This is a genomic window from Micromonospora sp. LOL_024 (genome assembly GCF_048060415.1).
Taxonomy (GTDB): Bacteria; Actinomycetota; Actinomycetes; order Mycobacteriales; family Micromonosporaceae; genus Micromonospora.
The window spans coordinates 244,795-259,876 of sequence record NZ_JBHMIS010000001.1 but is presented as its reverse complement, the minus strand read 5'-3'; the positions used below and the strand labels follow the sequence as shown (position 1 = coordinate 259,876).

Genomic DNA, 15,082 nt, shown 5'->3' with positions numbered 1-15,082 from the left:
GAGGTGGTGGTTTCTCCGATGACGGGGGCTCAGCGGCCCACTCTGGAAGCGGTGGCGCGACGGGCCGGAGTGTCCCGGGCCACCGTTTCCCGGGTGGTCAACGGCTCGACCACGGTCGCCGAGCCGATTCGGGAGGTGGTCCGCCAGGCGGTCGCCGAGCTGGGGTACGTGCCGAACCTGGCCGCACGCACCCTCGTCACCCAGCGGACCGACTCGATCGCCCTGGTGATGCCGGAGGAGGCCACCCGGGTCTTCTCCGACGACCAGGTCTTCCCCGGAATAATCCGGGGTGCCGCGCAGGAGCTGGAGGCCGCAGACAAGCAGCTGGTGCTGATGCTGGCCGGCTCACCGGCCGGGCACGAGCGGGTCGAGCGGTACACCACCGGCCGGCATGTCGACGGGGTGCTGTTCGCCTCGCTGCACGGGGCCGATCCGCTGCCCGCCAGGCTGGCCGCGCTGGGCATCCCGGTGGTGTGCAGTGGCCGCCCGCTCGACGGGGCGGACGTGCCCTACGTCGACGTCGACCAGGTCGGCGGGGTCACCCGGGCAGTCCGGTACCTGATCGACAACGGCCGGTGCCGGATCGCCACCATCGCCGGCCCACAGGACATGGTGGCCGGAATCGAACGGCTCACCGGCTACCGGGACACGGTGACCGCCGCCGGGCTGCCCGAGATGGTGGCGGTCGGTGACTTCACCCGCGAGTCCGGTTCGGCGGCGATGCGCCAACTGCTCGCCGCCCACCCCGACCTGGACGCCGTCTTCGCCGCATCGGACCTGATGGCGCACGCCGCCCTGCGTACGCTGCGCGAGGCGGGGCTGCGGGTGCCCGAGGACGTGGCGGTGATCGGCTTCGACGACATCGAGACCGCCGCGTACACCGATCCGCCGCTGACCACCGTGCGGCAACCGATATTGGAGCTGGGGCGGCGGGGCACCCGGCTGCTGCTCCGCCTCGCTGCCGGCGAACAGGTCGAGCCGGCCCTCATCCTGCCCACCGAGCTGATCATCCGCGAATCCGCCTGAGGCGGAAGAGCGGGCTGTCGGGCCCTCGGGAGCACCCGGCGGCCTGCCCAGAATCGTCGCCGTGCCGACCGAATTCGCTCCGAGTTCTGTGATTTTCGGCATTTCACCCGCATTACGCGCCGCCGCTGCCCGGATGTCAGGTCTTTCGCCTCAGGAACATCGGCGACCGCACAGCTATGCTGCCGGTCGATCAGCCGAGCCCGCACCGACCGGCACCCAGAGCGCCTCGACACTGCTCACGGCCGTCGCCCCAGGACAGTCGGTCGCGCCGCCCGGATGGCCGGGGCTGGCAGCGCGAGGCGTCGCCGGGGTCCGGGTGGGAAACCTTGCTCGACGGATCTGCTGCCCGTTAGACCGTGGACCGTGCCCGGATCGGGCCGGTCCAGCGTTGTCTGTCCACAAATTTGGTAGGTAGCGTGGGCGCGTCACGCGCACAGGTTCGTGGCACGATCCGTGGGGGAGTCGAACGGTGCCCACCGAAACGGCGTGGTACGCGGCCGAGCCGGGCCTCCGCAACCTCGACAGATCCCCGGATCGCTCGACCCGCATCTGGCACCTACTCGGAGTCGCCACCCTGGCCGGCGTGATCGCGCTGACCGCGACCGCGGTCCCGTGGCTGCTGACGCCGGAGGAGAACCGGCTCGGCGGCGCTACTCTCACGCCGACGAGCGGCCCGACCTCCGCCGCGTTGTCGCCCTCCCCGAGCGTCCTGCCGACCTCGGCCACCCCGACCGCCCCGCGCACCGGAACGACCGCTGGACCACAGGTGCCAGGCCGACCACCGTCCTCGGAACCGGCGCCGGGCCGATCGGTCACCCGCCTGGCACCGGCAGCGCCGTCGCCATCCGCGGCCAGCCCGAACCGCTCTTCGCAAGCGCCATCGTTCAGCCCGGTCAGCGTGGAGGCCGAGCACCCTGGCAACCTGCTCAGCGAAGGTGCCGGCATCGTCGCGTGCGGGGCCTGCGAGGGTGGCGCACGGGTCCGCTACGTCGGCAGGCTCACCGCGTACCTCACCACGGCCACCGCCGGCAGGCGCACCATAACCGTCAGCTACGAGGTCGACGGCGAGCGCAGTCTCCAGATCTCCATCAACGGTGCCGCGCCGACCACGCACCGCGTCACCGGAACCGGTTGGGGCACCCCACGCACCCTGCGGTACACCGCAACGGTCCCGGCCGGGCGAATCAGCATGGCCTTCTACAACGACGCCGGTCCCGCTCCCGACATCGACAAGATCACAATCAGCTGACCACGCGGATGAGCCGATTCGTCGCGTACGTCGCGCTGTGCCGAGCCATGCTGCTCGGCAGGTTGGCGATGACACTGACGGCGGTCGGCGTCGGCATCCGGCTCACCGACGACCCCTGGCTGACGGTCGGCACCCTCGTGCTCATCGCCGTCACCACCAGCGTGCAGGTCACCGTGTTGAGCCGATGGCCGAGCGTCATCCGATGGCGACTGGGCTTCCTGGTCGTCGACGCGGCCATCATGATCGCCGTACTCGTGCTCAGCCAGGGAAGCGTGGCCTTCTTCTGCTACGCCGCCGGTTTCGCCGCACTCACCGGCGCTCTGCTGGGGGCCCGCGCGCTACCTCTCTGGATCGCCGACGCCGGCCTCGGGCTGACCGTGGCCACGCACCTGCTCCACACCGGCGGGACGGCAGACTCCTTCGCTGCGCCCTTCGTACTGGCATTCCCTATGATCAACATCGTCTGCGGGTACGGCGCGGCCGTGGTGACCGCCGCCCTCGCCCGCTACCTCGACGCTTCGATCGCGGCGGTGGCCAGCGCGTACCAGTCGGCGGCGGGCGCGGAGCGGGCGCGGCTGGCACGCGAGTTGCACGACTCGGTCGCCAAGACACTGCGCGGTGTCTCCTTCGCCGCCGTTGCCCTGCCCACCCTGCTCCGCCGCCAGCCCGAACTGGCCGAAGAACTCGCCAGCACCGTCTCCGCCGGAGCCGACACCGCCATCCGGGAGGCTCGCGAACTACTCAGCGGGCTGCGCCGGGACGCACTGGACCGGCCGTTCGGCGAGCACCTGCGCCAGGTGTGCGATGCCTGGACGCGGTGGAGCAGGGTACCGGCGCGGGTCGACATCGCGACCAGCGAGGAGTTGACCCCGTCGGCCCGCTACGAGCTGACCCAGATCCTGAACGAAGCGTTGGAGAACGTGGCCCGGCACGCGAACGCCACCCTGGTCAAGGTCAGCCTCCACCATCGGGATTGGCACGTCGTGCTGACCATCCAGGACGACGGTGCGGGATTTGTCCCTCCCGGCGAGCTGACCACGCTGTCCGCCCAGGGCAGCTTCGGCATCGTCGGCATGGCCGAACGCGCTCAGGCGGTCGGTGGCGCGCTACGGCTCGACTCATCCAGCGGAGCGGGCACCACGGTGGTAGCCCGCATCCCGGTGTCGGCTGCCGCTGACACCGCCATGGCTCGACGCGACGGAAGGCAATCATGATCGAGGTCATGATCGTCGACGACAACGCCATCGTCCGGATGGCTCTGCGCGGGTACCTCTCCAGCGCCGAGGACGTGACGGTTGCCGGTGAGGCAGCCGACGGGCGGACCGCGGTGGCCCTGGCGCGGCGGCTGCGTCCGGCGGTGACCCTGTTGGATCACCGGATGCCGATCGCCGACGGTCTCAGCGTGGTCAGCCAACTCGCCGAGTGCTCCCGCATCCTTGTCCTGACCAACGACGGCGACCACGAGCTGATTGGCGGAATGCTGCGCGGCGGGGCCCACGGATACCTGCAGCACGGGGAGTTCGACCCGGCCGAGTTGCTGCGTGCGGTCCGTGCGGTGGCCGCTGGCGAGGGCTGGCTGTCGGCGCGCAGTGCCTCGGTCACCATCTCCATGCTGCGCGAGCAGGCGGCCCGCGAGCAGGCGGACGCGGAACGCACCGAGGCGTCCCGTACGCGACGCGAGACGTTCGGCCTGACCCGGCGCGAACAGGATGTCATGGCGCTGCTCAGTGCCGGGCACTCGAATGCGGCGATCGCCCGCCAGCTGCTACTGACCGAGAAAACGGTCAAGAACCATCTGGCGAACATCTTCATCAAGTTGCGGGCCACCAACCGCACCGAGGCAGTCGTGCGATGGACGAGTCACTAGGCCGCGGCGGTACGCTCCGCGCGAGGCGCTGACCCGACGTCGTCGCCCCGGTCAAGGAATCCCCGGGCGGCCCGCAGGGCGTAGAACGACCGTGACCGGACCGTCCCCTCCGGAATGCCGATCCGGTCGGCCACCTCGGCGACCGTGGCGCCGCCGTAGTAGAGCTCGACGAGCACGGCGCGGTGCTCGGGTGTGATCCTGCGGAGCGCCTCGGACAGGGCGAGCCGGTCGACGATCTCCTCGAAGGCGTTGTCCGACGACGGCATCCAGCCGACGTCGACGCCGTAGCTCTCCGTCGGGCGGGCAGCGCGCGCACGAGCGGCGTCGATCATCAGATGCCGGGCGACGATGAAGAGCCACCGGCGTACGGTGTCCGCCTCCGCTGGTAGATCCGCCATCCGACGCCACGCCCGCAACATGGTCTCCTGCATCAGATCCTCGGCGAGTTCGCGCTGGCCGCGAGTGAGGCGGAGCAGGAAGGAAAGCAACGGTTGCGAGTTCGCGGCGAAGATTGCCCGCATTCGGCCTACGGCGTCGGTGTCGGTGTCCACGGACTTTGTCGGGCAGATGTCGGCTCGCAGGGCGGTCACCTCCGCCGGGCCGGATGGTCTGTACGGCATACCGCACGCTAGCGACCGGCGAGACCGCAATGCCTGAGGCGAAGGGCCCAGTACGACCCGTCGCACCGCCGGCGCCTCAACCAAACAGGAAGTCGTCCTGCTCGACCTCGGGTCGCTCCTTGTGACGGTGCAACCCGGGTTTGCAGCCCGCGAACGGGCCATTGGGGTTGCGCAGCGCCTCCATGGTCGGCCAGAGAAAGCTCTGATGCCAGTTCGCCGGGTCGGACAACTCCGCCTGCGGACCGGTCCGCTCCTGCCAGGCGAGCCAGAGCCCGTGCAGGTAGGCGATCGCCTCCCGATGGTCGTACCAGCGAGGACACCACGGTGAACTGGAACTGACCTCCCCGCCGTACACCGGAAGCAGAAGTTGCTCCACCCAGATCGCGAGCCGGCGGAGCTCCTCGGCGTACTCCTCCCGTTCGAGGTAGAGGATGAAGAAGGGTCTCGCCTCTTCGGTGGCCTCGTCCTCGTTGCCAGCCGGCGAGACCACCATCTGCTCCGAAGTCGGCTCGCCAGTCGGAATCGTCTGCGTCATCCTGGTCGCTCCACCTGTCTGTCGATGTCGTCGGCCCGACCGGGCCGTGGCCTAGCACCGCAGGGTGTCCTCGTCGCCGGGATCGACGTCCAGGGTCGCGGTGAATCGTTCGTACGCGTCGACCCGCGCCTGCACCTGGGCGGTGTTGCGGCCGTCGCACTCCAGGGCACCGTTGATGGTGCGGATGGTCTCGCCGAATCCACCGCCACCGGTGATCGCGTCGTGCGCGGTCACCGTGCCGGCACCACTTCTGGTCATCCAGAACCAGAGCGCGGTCTGCCAGGCGACCGAGGCGTCGTTCTTCACCAGGTCGGGTTCGTTGAGCAGGTCCAGGCCGAGGGCGGCGCCGGCAGCCTGGTAGTTGGTGTTCCAACTCAGCTGGATCGGCCCGCGACCGTGGTAGGCGTCCTGCCCTGCGGGGCATCCGTAAGGTTGGGCGGCGTCGCAGTAGTTGCCCCACGCGTCCCGGTTGATCTCCTCGACGTGTACGAGGCCGCCCGACTCGTGGTGGATGTTGGCCAGAAAGGCGGCCAGTTCCCGCTTGCGGGTCTGTTGATCCCCCGTGCCGGCGAATGCGGGGAACTTCGTCATCGCGTCTGTCAGCCCGGCATAGGTGTAGAAGGAGTTCCGGCCGGGAAACATGGCGCTGAACGCCGACTCACTGAGCAGCTCCGTCCCTTCGACGTCCGGGCCGTCCTGCACGGCGGCCCGCTTCGGTAGAGCAGTTGTGGAGTCGGATTCCTCGGGGCCGTCGCGGGTGTACTCCGCGAAGAGCCCCCGGATCTGGAACGGGTAGCTGCCCAGGGCGAGGACTGGCATGCCGCCCTGGGCCTCGACTGTCTCCAGGCCCATCTCCCAGGCCATCAGGGTGAGGGTGAGGTGGTCGCCGACCACCTTCTCGTCCTCGATCAACCGATCAATCTCCGCGGCCAGGTGGCAGAAGTACCGGGCGTGGGCGTGGATGGAGTCCTCGGCGTCGAGCACGGACGCCTCGCCGCTGTCGTCATCGTCCTCGCCGTACTCTTCGAACACCTCGGGCGTCAGCTGCGACAGCCCCTCGCGGCCCTGCGGGCCTTCCTTGCTCGCGTCGAATCCGGAGGCGTACGCGATCTGCGCCGAGATGATCACGGGGGTGAGCAGGTCGCATCTGCGGGCTGCGGCCCTGATCGGTGCGGCCAGGTCCTGGTCCGGCAGGCTCGCCACGTTCAGGGTGCCCCGGCCGTCACCGCCAGCCAACGCGATCAGTGCGTTGGTGCTGTTCGCCGAGTCGCCGCTGCCGGGCGTCGAGGTCATCTGCGAACCCCCGGCCATGGCGAAGATGACGATCAGGATGATCAGGGCCAGTGTCGCCAGCACCGCCAGCGGAAGCATCCCGATCACCGAGATGATCAACCAGGCGAGCTGCGCCGAGTCGAAGCTGGTCAGCGACTTCGCCGCCCGTCCCGCCGCCTGCATCTTGCCCACCGCCATGGTGCTCAGCCGACCCGACGGGGCTCGCGGCGGCTCCACCTCGCCGCGGCACGTTCGGTGATGGCCTGCACCTCGGCCTTGGCCGCTACGGAGATCGTCGCGGCGTCGGCCTCCTTGTACCAGGGACGCAGCCGGATGAGCGCCGGGCGCACACCGGTGGCCAGCAGCAGAGCGGTGCCCTTGGGCAGGGCTCGGATCTTGTCCGCCGGTAGCACCTGCTCCTGCCGGTACGACACCGATCGGGACGGGCCTTCCTTGGACCGGGAGAAGGTCGGGGTACGAACATCGTGCTGGCCGACCAGCTTGGCGACCTTGTCGACGAAGTCGGCGTCGTCAAGCCCGGCACCGAGCAGCTTGATGGTGGCGGCGCTCCACAGGGCGTCCATCCCCGGTTCGCCCCAGACCCGCACCCCCTGCCGGTAGCTCTGCAACAACGTGACCACGCTGATTCCTCGGGAGCCGAGGTGGCTGTAGAGGTCGGGCAGGTCGGAGATGCGGCACACGTTGGCCGCCTCGTCCAGGATGGCGGTCATCGGCGGGTCCAGCCGCCCGCCCGACCGCTCGGCGGCGACCACACCGGCGCGGATGACGGCGTCCGCCAGCCCGGCGATCACCCCGGCGGCGGAGCCGCCACCGTCCTTGGAGAGCAGGTAGAGCGTGTCGCGGCCGAAGACATGCTCTTCCGGGATGAACTCCGGACGGTCCGGGTCGGGGCTCACCCAGGCCAGGATCTCCGGGTCGAGCAGACAGGCGACGCACTGCCGGGCGGTCTCGTAGATGCCGTCGCGGGTCTCGACAGCGCCGCGCACGGTGCTCTGCAACTGGTCGGCCATGGCGCTCATCTCGACGTCACGGAGCAGGTCCACCGGCGTACGGTCGGCCGGGTCCGCGAGCCAGCCCAACATTTCCCCGATCGACTCCCCACTGCGGGAGGCGGCGAGGAAGAGTGCGGTCAGGGTGTTCTGGGCCGCGGCTATCCAGAAGTCCTTCTTTGACGAGTCGTCGTTGACGGAGCTGACGAAGTGGCCAGCCAGTCGCCGCGCACCTTCGATGGTCTCGCAGCCGCTGAGCAGATCCCACCACATGTCGCGCTCGGTGTAGGCGATGCCCTGCGGGTCGAAGGTCCAGACCCGGCCTACCTTCGCACGCTCCTGCCGGGTGACGGTGAACACGTCGGACTTGTTGGACGTCAGCAGGACCGCCCCGGGGGCGCGCAGCACCCGGGGAATGGCGATGCCGGTAGATTTGCCGGCCCGTGGTGCCATCAGGTCGAGTTCCACGTCCTCGTAGGAGGAGCGCAGTTCGGGACCGGTGGGCATGAGGTCGCCGAGCAGGTTCCCGGTGTCGTCCGGGCTCAGTCGGGCGGAGTCCTTGAGCGATGGGCGCAGTGCCCGGGCCCGCGCCTCGCGTTCCTTGCCGATGAGGCCGCTCAGTTCGCTGGATCGGGCCAGGCTCTGGGGCGCCCGGAACCGACGGCCGAGCCAACGCGCGAGGACGACCGTCGGAGTGCTGCCGAGCAGCACCAGCGTGACCGTGCCGCCGTAGACGAGGTACGCAGGCATCCCCGGCCAGACCTGCCCGGTGGCTCCGCTGACCAGGCTGGAGTAGACGTCCAGGGTGAACGGTGGTGGTTGCCAGCCGCTACCGGTGACCAGGGCGGCGAATGTGCCGCCGAGCCACAGCAGGGCGAACGCCACCAGGTTGATCAGTGCGAAGCCGGGGATCAGCCAGGGCAGGTATTCGTGTCCGACGCCACCTTGGCGACTCATCGGTACCTCCCGTCGGGCTGCTCCTGAACGCCCGGGTGGGCCACCGGCCCGGTGCTGGCGGGCAGGTCGCCGCCGGTCACCGCGCGCACCACGGCGGCCCGCTCGGCCAGCAGCCGTTCCGCCTCACCGTTGGCGATCCAGCGGGTGTTCGTGTCGTGCAGGTGGCGTTCGGCGTCGGTGATCGCGACCCGGATCGGGATGCCCGGACGCCCACCGACCTTGATCAGGAAACGGCCCCGGCCGGGTGGCTCCTCGTTGGCACCGTCCTGGGCCCAGCCCGGCGGCGACGACCAGGACGACACCAGTTCGATCTCCCGCCGGGACAGTCCCACCACCCGGCCCAGATCCTCCATCTCCGCTTTGGGCAATCCGGCGCAGGCCACCATGCCGGCGCGCTCCACGAAGCCTCGGGCCTTGGCCTTGTCCGCCTCCGACCCCAGTGCCTCGGCGTCCTTCAACGTGTGGGTGATCTTTGCGTCGGCGAGACCGAGCGACCGGTTGAGCCGGGTCAGCGCGTCGATACGGTCGACGATGCCGGAGGCCGCGCGGAGTGGTCGCCACAGCTCGTCGAGGACGGTGAAGAACCAGCGCCGGGGCGCCAACCCGGCGTCGGCCAGGGCGTGCGACGCGGCAACCGTACCCAGGCCGTCCGACCAGGCCGCGAGCATCGCCGCGGCGGTCAACTGTCCGTCGGCCTCGCCGATGCGGGAGATGTCGATGCAGACGGCGACGGCGTCCGGGTCGATCCTGGTCGAGGTCTCCGAGGCGAAGGTGTCGCCCAGCGGACCGTCGAGGATACCGAGCAGTGACCGGTGCAGCGGGTCGACGGCGTCGCGGTAGCGCGACTCCTGACCGCGGTCCAGGGTGACCTGCCGTACCCGGGGCGGGCCCTCCTCCAGCACGTTGAGCAGCTGCGGCAGCCGGAACGTCTGCCCCGGCGCGGTGCGCTCGCGCAGGTGCCGGAGGCAGGCGGAGAGCACGGACTGCTCATGGTCGCTGATCGGTACGCCCCGGACGATGGTGAGCAGCGCCGCGACCATGTTGAGGACCCGACCGTGGGTTTCGGCGACCAGCGCCTGCCCCGCCTGCCCCCCGATCTTCGCGGCGGCCATGCCCATCGCACCCGGGTCCAGGATGTTCAGTCCACCTACGCCACGGGCGATGGAGATGACCTGTCCGCCGAGCGCACGGACGGTGTCGGCGTAGTCGGGCTTGAGATCACCGAGCACCAGCGGCACCACCCCCTGCGCGCTCAACCCGATGAGCATCCGGTTGATCAGCGTCGACTTGCCCAGGCCGGGCATGCCGAGCATGAACAGCGACGGGTTGGAGATGTACCGGGCACGGGTGAACCAGTTCAGCGGATCACCACAGACCGTGGCGCCGGTGTTGATGTGCTGCCCCAGCGGTATTCCGGTCATCGGGGCACCGGAGCCGGACGCGAAGGGCCACAGCCCGCAGGCCTGCACGGTGGTGGCACGCCACATGGCGGGCGGGTCCAGCGTGGCCACCCGGCCGCCACCGAGAGCGTACGAGCCACGGTGCGGCACGCTGTCGTCCCGGTTGGCCCGGGCCAACCGCTGGAGGTACCGCTGCTCGGCCAACTCCTCCTGGGCCTGCCGCCGACGTGCCCGCCGCAGTGCCCGGGGAGTCTGCCTGCCTGTCTCGTCGGGCTCCCGATCCTGCGCCTCGGCGTCCGGTATGACCAGCCCGGACAGGGCGGTGGTCGGCCCGGAGGCGTGCTGCCGCCAGCCCGCCCCGAGGTTCAGCAGGCGGCGGCCGGCCCCGGCCGGGGTGGACGTCACAGCGCCTCCTTCAACTCGTGCGGCACCAGCGTCTGCTCCCAGGGCAGGATGCCGACCGGCAGAGCGCAGGAGAACGCGGCTGCCTGCAAGCGGTCTGCGGGACGCATCGCGATCCGGGTGGCACCGAGCAGATTGCGCATCGTCACCTCTGCGTCCCGAACGTCGGCGGCGGAGTCGACGGTCAGCGTCACCAGCATCGAGAACTCCACCAGGCCCGCACCGCTGGCTTCCTCGGCCGCGGTCTGCTCGGCGGCCTCGATCTCGGAGACCGCGCGGGCCCGGACCAGGCCACGGGTGGAGTTCGCCATGAACTGGGCGGACCGGCGATCCGATTCGACGATCTTTGCGGAGGTCGCCGGGTCGATCGGGCGGTAGACCAGGGTCACCCGTTTGCGCCGGATGCCGGGCACCGGGTCCAGCAGGCTACGCAGCACACCGGATCGCACGGTGCCGCGCGGCGCCAGGGTCAGCAGCCAACTGCGGGACACCCCGGAGTCGTGCTGGTAGTAGGTGACCGTCTCGACGGCGGCGGCCGGACCGGCGTCGGCCCACTCCAGCCCGGTGCCGCCGTGCTGGGCACGTACGTCGAGCACCTCTGCGGCGACGGCCGGGTCGTATGCGACCCGGACCACCTCGGCGATCCTTTCCGCCGACAGTGGCTCCGCCGACCCGCCACCGGCCGCCACCAGACCGCCCAGCACGCCCGGCAGCCGCAGCGCCAGGTCGGCGAGCATGGTGTCGTGGTCACGCCGAGCCCCGCCCGGTGCCGAGTAGGTGAGGGTCAGGAAGGTGTTCATCTCCGACGACGCGTCCGGGTACGTCTGCACCACCTCCTCCATGACGGCGCGCGCGGCGAGCGGCGCGTTCGGCGAGATTCGACCCAGCACCTCGGTGGCGAGGCGGGTCCCCGGGTCCGGCGCGGTCTCGACGACCACGGACGCGCCGCGCAGCCCCGGCTCGTGCGACAGCCGGGAGAGCCACTCACCCCAGAGCGCCACCCAGTTGTCGACCTGGTCGGGGTCGACGAGCGAACCGCCGTCCGGTTCGCAGGCGAGCACAAGGGTGTACTGGTTGCGGTTGCGGTGGTAAAGCACGCCGAAGGGTCGGTCGTACGGATCGCGTCCCTCCAGCATGGTCACCCGAGCCAGCAGCCCGGGTGGGCGGAACCGGCCACCCGGGCGCCTCGACAACGGCCCTGCGGCGTACAGGTGCTGCCCCTTGGACTTGCGGCGCATCCACCCGATCCGGACGGCGGCCATGTCGTAGACGTTGCGGCCGTCCTGGGTACGGACGGCCAGCGGCGCCAGCATCACCGCGAACGGCAGCCCCACCACGAGGGCCGCGTTCAGCGAGACCATCGAGGCGATCAGGACCAACACGAGCGCACCGAACAGGCCGATGGTCCCGACCAGGCCCAGCGAGCCCAGACCGGCCTTACGGGGACGACGCCAGTTGCCGTACGTCGGTGTCTTCATCGATTCCACAGTCGTACTCACAATGATCGCTCTCCTGGTTCGGCAGGTCAGTCATGCTCGTCGGGAAGCGCCCCGCTGGCGATGTTCCTGGCGTGTCGGTGGGTGCTGGTCACGGCGTTCGCGCCCATCTGCACCGCCGAGGCCGCGACGCCGACCGCGCCCCTGGCGAACTGCGCGGTTCTCGACCCGCCACCGGCCTCGGAACCGGAGCCGCCGTCGGAGGATGCGCCGGAGGGTGCGCCGGAGCCACCGGACCCGTCGGAGGACGCACCACTCGATCCACCGCCGGAGCCACCGCCACCCGAGCCACCACCGGAGCCACCGCCCGAGCCACCGCCCGAGCCACCGGACGCCTTGGCTCCTGCGGAGGCGCCGCCCGCCGGGGCGCCTCCACCGCTCGGCCCCCGGGACCGGCCGGCGGACTTGCCCGAGCCTCCTCCGCCAGCGATCCGCTTGGCGCCGGTCGCCACCGCACCTGCCGCGGCGGCGCCCGCGGCGGCGCCCGCTCCGACCCCGTCGCGCGAGCCGAGACTCGCCATGGCCGGCACGACCAGCCGCATCAGCGCGGGCAGTGCCACCGCTGCCATCAGCAGGATGGCCGCGCCGGCGAGCTTGTAGTGTTTCGCGTTGTCCGCGCCCTCCAGATCGTCGGTGGCACCGATCATGGCCGCGCCCGAGTACATGATCAGCCCAACCACCGGTTTGAATGCCAGCCAGGCGACCATCCAGGCGATGTGCTTGCGCCACCAGCCACCGCCCCACTCCGACATCGAGGCTGCCGCCGCCAGCGGGAGCGTGCCGGTGAGCAGCACCATCACGCCGAGACGGACGTACATCAGGATGACGTGGATGCAGCCGGCGATCAGCAGCAGCAGACCGATGATGATCAGCAGGAAGGCGGTGAGCCCGTCGGTGCCGCAGTTGGCGATCAGCTTGAGCTGCGCCTTGATGCCCTCCTCGTAGAGGTGGTCGGAGTAGGCGTCCGCCTCGCTGGCGACCCAGTTGACCACCCACCACGCGGCACTCACCGTGAGAATCATGCGCAACAGACCCATGAGCGCCACGATGAGCGGTTGTCCCCTGCGTTCCAGTGCCATGCGGAAGGACGCCGCCAGCAGCGACGCGACAGCGATCGTGACGACCAGCCAGTTGGTCTGCAGGTGGATGCTGTCGTTCAGCGTCTGGTCGCCGAGGGTGGGAATGTCGCCGAGGTTGGCGAAGAGTTCGACCGCGGCACCCAGGATGGCGCCGGCGATGTCGCTCAGGATGCCGTCGATGCCCCCCTCGAAGAAGCCGACGACCTGTCCGATCGTGCCGATGTGGACGGCGTCACCGGTGGCACACTCCGACATGTCACACGTCCCACAGCACGAAGCCGACGAGGGAGACGACGGGGTGGACCCGGGTGTACAGGCCGCCGGATCTCAGCGGCCGCAGCTGCCAGTCCACACCGTTCCAGTCGACGACGTAGTCGAGGGACACGTAGACCACGTTCGCCTGCCGGACCAGCACCCGGACGGTCGCGGTACTCGGCGAGTACCTGACCACGAGAAATCCGGCCAGTTCGTTGACGGTCTGCACCGACTCGACGTCCGACATCGACGCGCGCATCGCGTCGAAGTAGTCCCGCCCCAGCCCGGGTACGAGCTGCTGCTGGCTGACCACACGCCAATGGTGGCCGCTCATCTGGCGGGAGATGGTGTGTGCCGCCATCACGGCCCCCATCGGAGTGTGCGCGAAGCACCACAGCAGCGGCCCTGTGGTCTTCATCGGCCCCGCCGACGCGGACAGCGGCGTCTGGGCCCCGTTCATTGGCTGCCACGTGATGTCCCGTGGGGACTCGCTAGGAAGCCGTTGCTCGGAATCGTCGGTGCGACAGCTCTGCGGCCGGGATCCGTTTGGGGTACGGGGCCCGATCTCTGGCCCGGCGGTGGCCGCAGCGCTGGGGACAGCGTCCGGGCCGCCGCCGAGCGCCGCGATCGTGCCAGTGCAGAGCGCGAGGGCGAGAAAGGCCGCCGCCAACTGCCACCGGCGGTGCTGCCAGAACGGCTTCTCCTCGTCCGTCTCGTCGTCGGACAAGAATCTCCATCTCATGACACCTACCCCCTGGTTACGGACGGCTCGGGCCTGCGGTCGGTGAGCTGATCGGTTTCACCGACTTCCGCTCAGGGGGAGGAGGAGGGAAAGACCCAGTTGACGATCGGGCCTGCCATGGCGACCAGGATGCAGCCGCCCAGCACCATGCCGAGCCGGCTGATGTGCTCGGAACTCTCGCCCCGCTTGTGCGAGACGGTCATGACCGCGCCGGTGATCAGGATTCCGACGACACCGGCCGCTGTCCCGGCCCACGAGATCAGCCCCAGCACCTGGGACACCCTGTCGGCGAGCCCCTCCGGCAGTTCACCGTCGAGCTTCGGCTGCGGCACCTCGGCAGCGAGGTTGTCCGGTGCCTGAAGGATCGCCGGGATCCGCACTGCCGCGCGGTAGAAGATGTCGCCGAGCATGGTGTTCTCTCCTTCGAGATCAAATGATGTGTAATCGACCCGGCTCAGGTGGATGTCACCCGGCGAGGTCGAGCCAGGCGATGAGCGGGCCCGCGGCGGTTGCGAGCAGGCAGGCCGCGACGACGAAGGCAATGTGTTTCATGTACTCGGTTCGCTCTTCGAGGGCACCTCGACGCAGCTGGGACGCCAGCGTCGCTCCGGAGATGAGCAGTCCGGTAACGGCCGCGGCAGTCACCAGCCAGGCCATGAAGTTGATCAGCTTCGGGATCGCCCGATCGCCGTTGGTGTTGATCGTGTAGGGCTCGATGGCTGGCGGAGAGAACTGGACACTGTTGATCGGCGTGTCGCACTTGAACTTGCCGGCGTGCACGGTGCCCGAAAGTTTGCAGTTGGTCGCACCTGTGATCTCGATGTCGTCCTTGGTGACCGACTCCCCGGTGAGACCGGTGTGCATCTCGATGTCCATTTTCACGGTGTCGCCCTCGTTGTACGGAGCGGACAGGTCAAAGACCGTGACTGCCAGATAGTTCTGTCTCCCGGTACAGATCCGGTCGCTACCGTTACCGCGTGGTCTCGCCATGGTCGTGGTGGTCTTCAGACAGAGGGTGTAGTCGTAGGCGGTGCCGCCTCCGTCGATCGTCACGGTGTAGCTGCCCTCGGCCGCCGTCGCACTCGACGGCGCGACCACGCCCAGTCCCACGAGCGATACGACGACGGCGGCGAAGCAGCGGGCCGCCCGGACCACGACAGCCGTAGCTCGGC

At 69.8% G+C, this 15,082-nt stretch carries 14 protein-coding genes; 4 read left to right on the top strand and 10 right to left on the bottom strand.

Annotated elements, in window-relative coordinates; translation table 11 throughout:
* The first annotated feature begins 18 nt into the window (after nucleotides 1–18).
* The 4 genes from ACFHWY_RS01220 to ACFHWY_RS01205 all read left to right on the top strand — a co-directional run bounded on the left by ACFHWY_RS01220 (nucleotide 19) and on the right by ACFHWY_RS01205 (nucleotide 4,142).
* Nucleotides 19–1,026 carry a LacI family DNA-binding transcriptional regulator gene (locus ACFHWY_RS01220; RefSeq protein WP_416578198.1) on the top strand — a complete coding sequence of 336 codons (1,008 nt, stop codon included), beginning with the start codon at nucleotides 19–21 and terminating at the stop codon, nucleotides 1,024–1,026.
* A 469-nt stretch (nucleotides 1,027–1,495) separates the two neighbouring features.
* The gene (locus ACFHWY_RS01215; RefSeq protein ID WP_416578197.1) at nucleotides 1,496–2,275 is read left to right on the top strand and encodes a hypothetical protein; all 780 of its coding nucleotides are present in this window, start codon (nucleotides 1,496–1,498) and stop codon (nucleotides 2,273–2,275) included.
* Nucleotides 2,276–2,283: 8 nt separating this feature from the next.
* Nucleotides 2,284–3,489, top strand: coding sequence for a sensor histidine kinase (locus ACFHWY_RS01210; RefSeq protein ID WP_416578196.1), 1,206 nt, complete (start codon nucleotides 2,284–2,286; stop codon nucleotides 3,487–3,489).
* Nucleotides 3,486–4,142: a LuxR C-terminal-related transcriptional regulator gene (locus ACFHWY_RS01205; protein ID WP_416578195.1), complete on the top strand. Its 657-nt coding sequence runs from the start codon at nucleotides 3,486–3,488 to the stop codon at nucleotides 4,140–4,142. The genes ACFHWY_RS01210 and ACFHWY_RS01205 overlap by 4 nt, the downstream gene beginning before the upstream one ends.
* Here the strand turns inward: ACFHWY_RS01205 and ACFHWY_RS01200 are convergent.
* The 10 genes from ACFHWY_RS01200 to ACFHWY_RS01155 all read right to left on the bottom strand — a co-directional run bounded on the left by ACFHWY_RS01200 (nucleotide 4,139) and on the right by ACFHWY_RS01155 (nucleotide 15,065).
* Nucleotides 4,139–4,762: a sigma-70 family RNA polymerase sigma factor gene (locus tag ACFHWY_RS01200; protein ID WP_416578194.1), complete on the bottom strand. Its 624-nt coding sequence runs from the start codon at nucleotides 4,760–4,762 to the stop codon at nucleotides 4,139–4,141. The two genes, ACFHWY_RS01205 and ACFHWY_RS01200, sit on opposite strands and share 4 nt — an antisense overlap.
* 76 nt (nucleotides 4,763–4,838) lie before the next feature.
* The gene (locus ACFHWY_RS01195; protein WP_416578193.1) at nucleotides 4,839–5,297 is read right to left on the bottom strand and encodes a DUF4913 domain-containing protein; all 459 of its coding nucleotides are present in this window, start codon (nucleotides 5,295–5,297) and stop codon (nucleotides 4,839–4,841) included.
* Between the two features lie 51 nt (nucleotides 5,298–5,348).
* Entirely contained in the window at nucleotides 5,349–6,767 is a 1,419-nt protein-coding gene (locus ACFHWY_RS01190; protein ID WP_416578192.1) for a glycoside hydrolase family 19 protein, read from the bottom strand.
* Between the two features lie 5 nt (nucleotides 6,768–6,772).
* Complete coding sequence (locus ACFHWY_RS01185; protein ID WP_416578191.1) at nucleotides 6,773–8,536, bottom strand: type IV secretory system conjugative DNA transfer family protein; 1,764 nt, start codon at nucleotides 8,534–8,536, stop codon at nucleotides 6,773–6,775.
* Complete coding sequence (locus ACFHWY_RS01180) at nucleotides 8,533–10,341, bottom strand: ATP/GTP-binding protein (protein ID WP_416578190.1); 1,809 nt, start codon at nucleotides 10,339–10,341, stop codon at nucleotides 8,533–8,535. Before ACFHWY_RS01180 ends, ACFHWY_RS01185 begins: the two co-directional genes overlap by 4 nt.
* Nucleotides 10,338–11,816, bottom strand: coding sequence for an SCO6880 family protein (locus ACFHWY_RS01175; RefSeq protein ID WP_416578189.1), 1,479 nt, complete (start codon nucleotides 11,814–11,816; stop codon nucleotides 10,338–10,340). The genes ACFHWY_RS01180 and ACFHWY_RS01175 overlap by 4 nt, the downstream gene beginning before the upstream one ends.
* A 47-nt stretch (nucleotides 11,817–11,863) precedes the next feature.
* Nucleotides 11,864–13,168: a hypothetical protein gene (locus tag ACFHWY_RS01170; protein ID WP_416578188.1), complete on the bottom strand. Its 1,305-nt coding sequence runs from the start codon at nucleotides 13,166–13,168 to the stop codon at nucleotides 11,864–11,866.
* 1 nt (nucleotide 13,169) lies between these two features.
* Nucleotides 13,170–13,910 (bottom strand): hypothetical protein, encoded by a 741-nt coding sequence (locus ACFHWY_RS01165; protein ID WP_416578187.1) that lies wholly within the window; start codon nucleotides 13,908–13,910, stop codon nucleotides 13,170–13,172.
* Nucleotides 13,911–13,981: 71 nt separating this feature from the next.
* A complete protein-coding gene (locus ACFHWY_RS01160) occupies nucleotides 13,982–14,320 on the bottom strand; it encodes a hypothetical protein (RefSeq protein ID WP_416578186.1) in 339 nt (112 codons plus the stop codon).
* Between the two features lie 55 nt (nucleotides 14,321–14,375).
* Nucleotides 14,376–15,065: a hypothetical protein gene (locus ACFHWY_RS01155; protein WP_416578185.1), complete on the bottom strand. Its 690-nt coding sequence runs from the start codon at nucleotides 15,063–15,065 to the stop codon at nucleotides 14,376–14,378.
* Nucleotides 15,066–15,082: the final 17 nt, after the last annotated feature.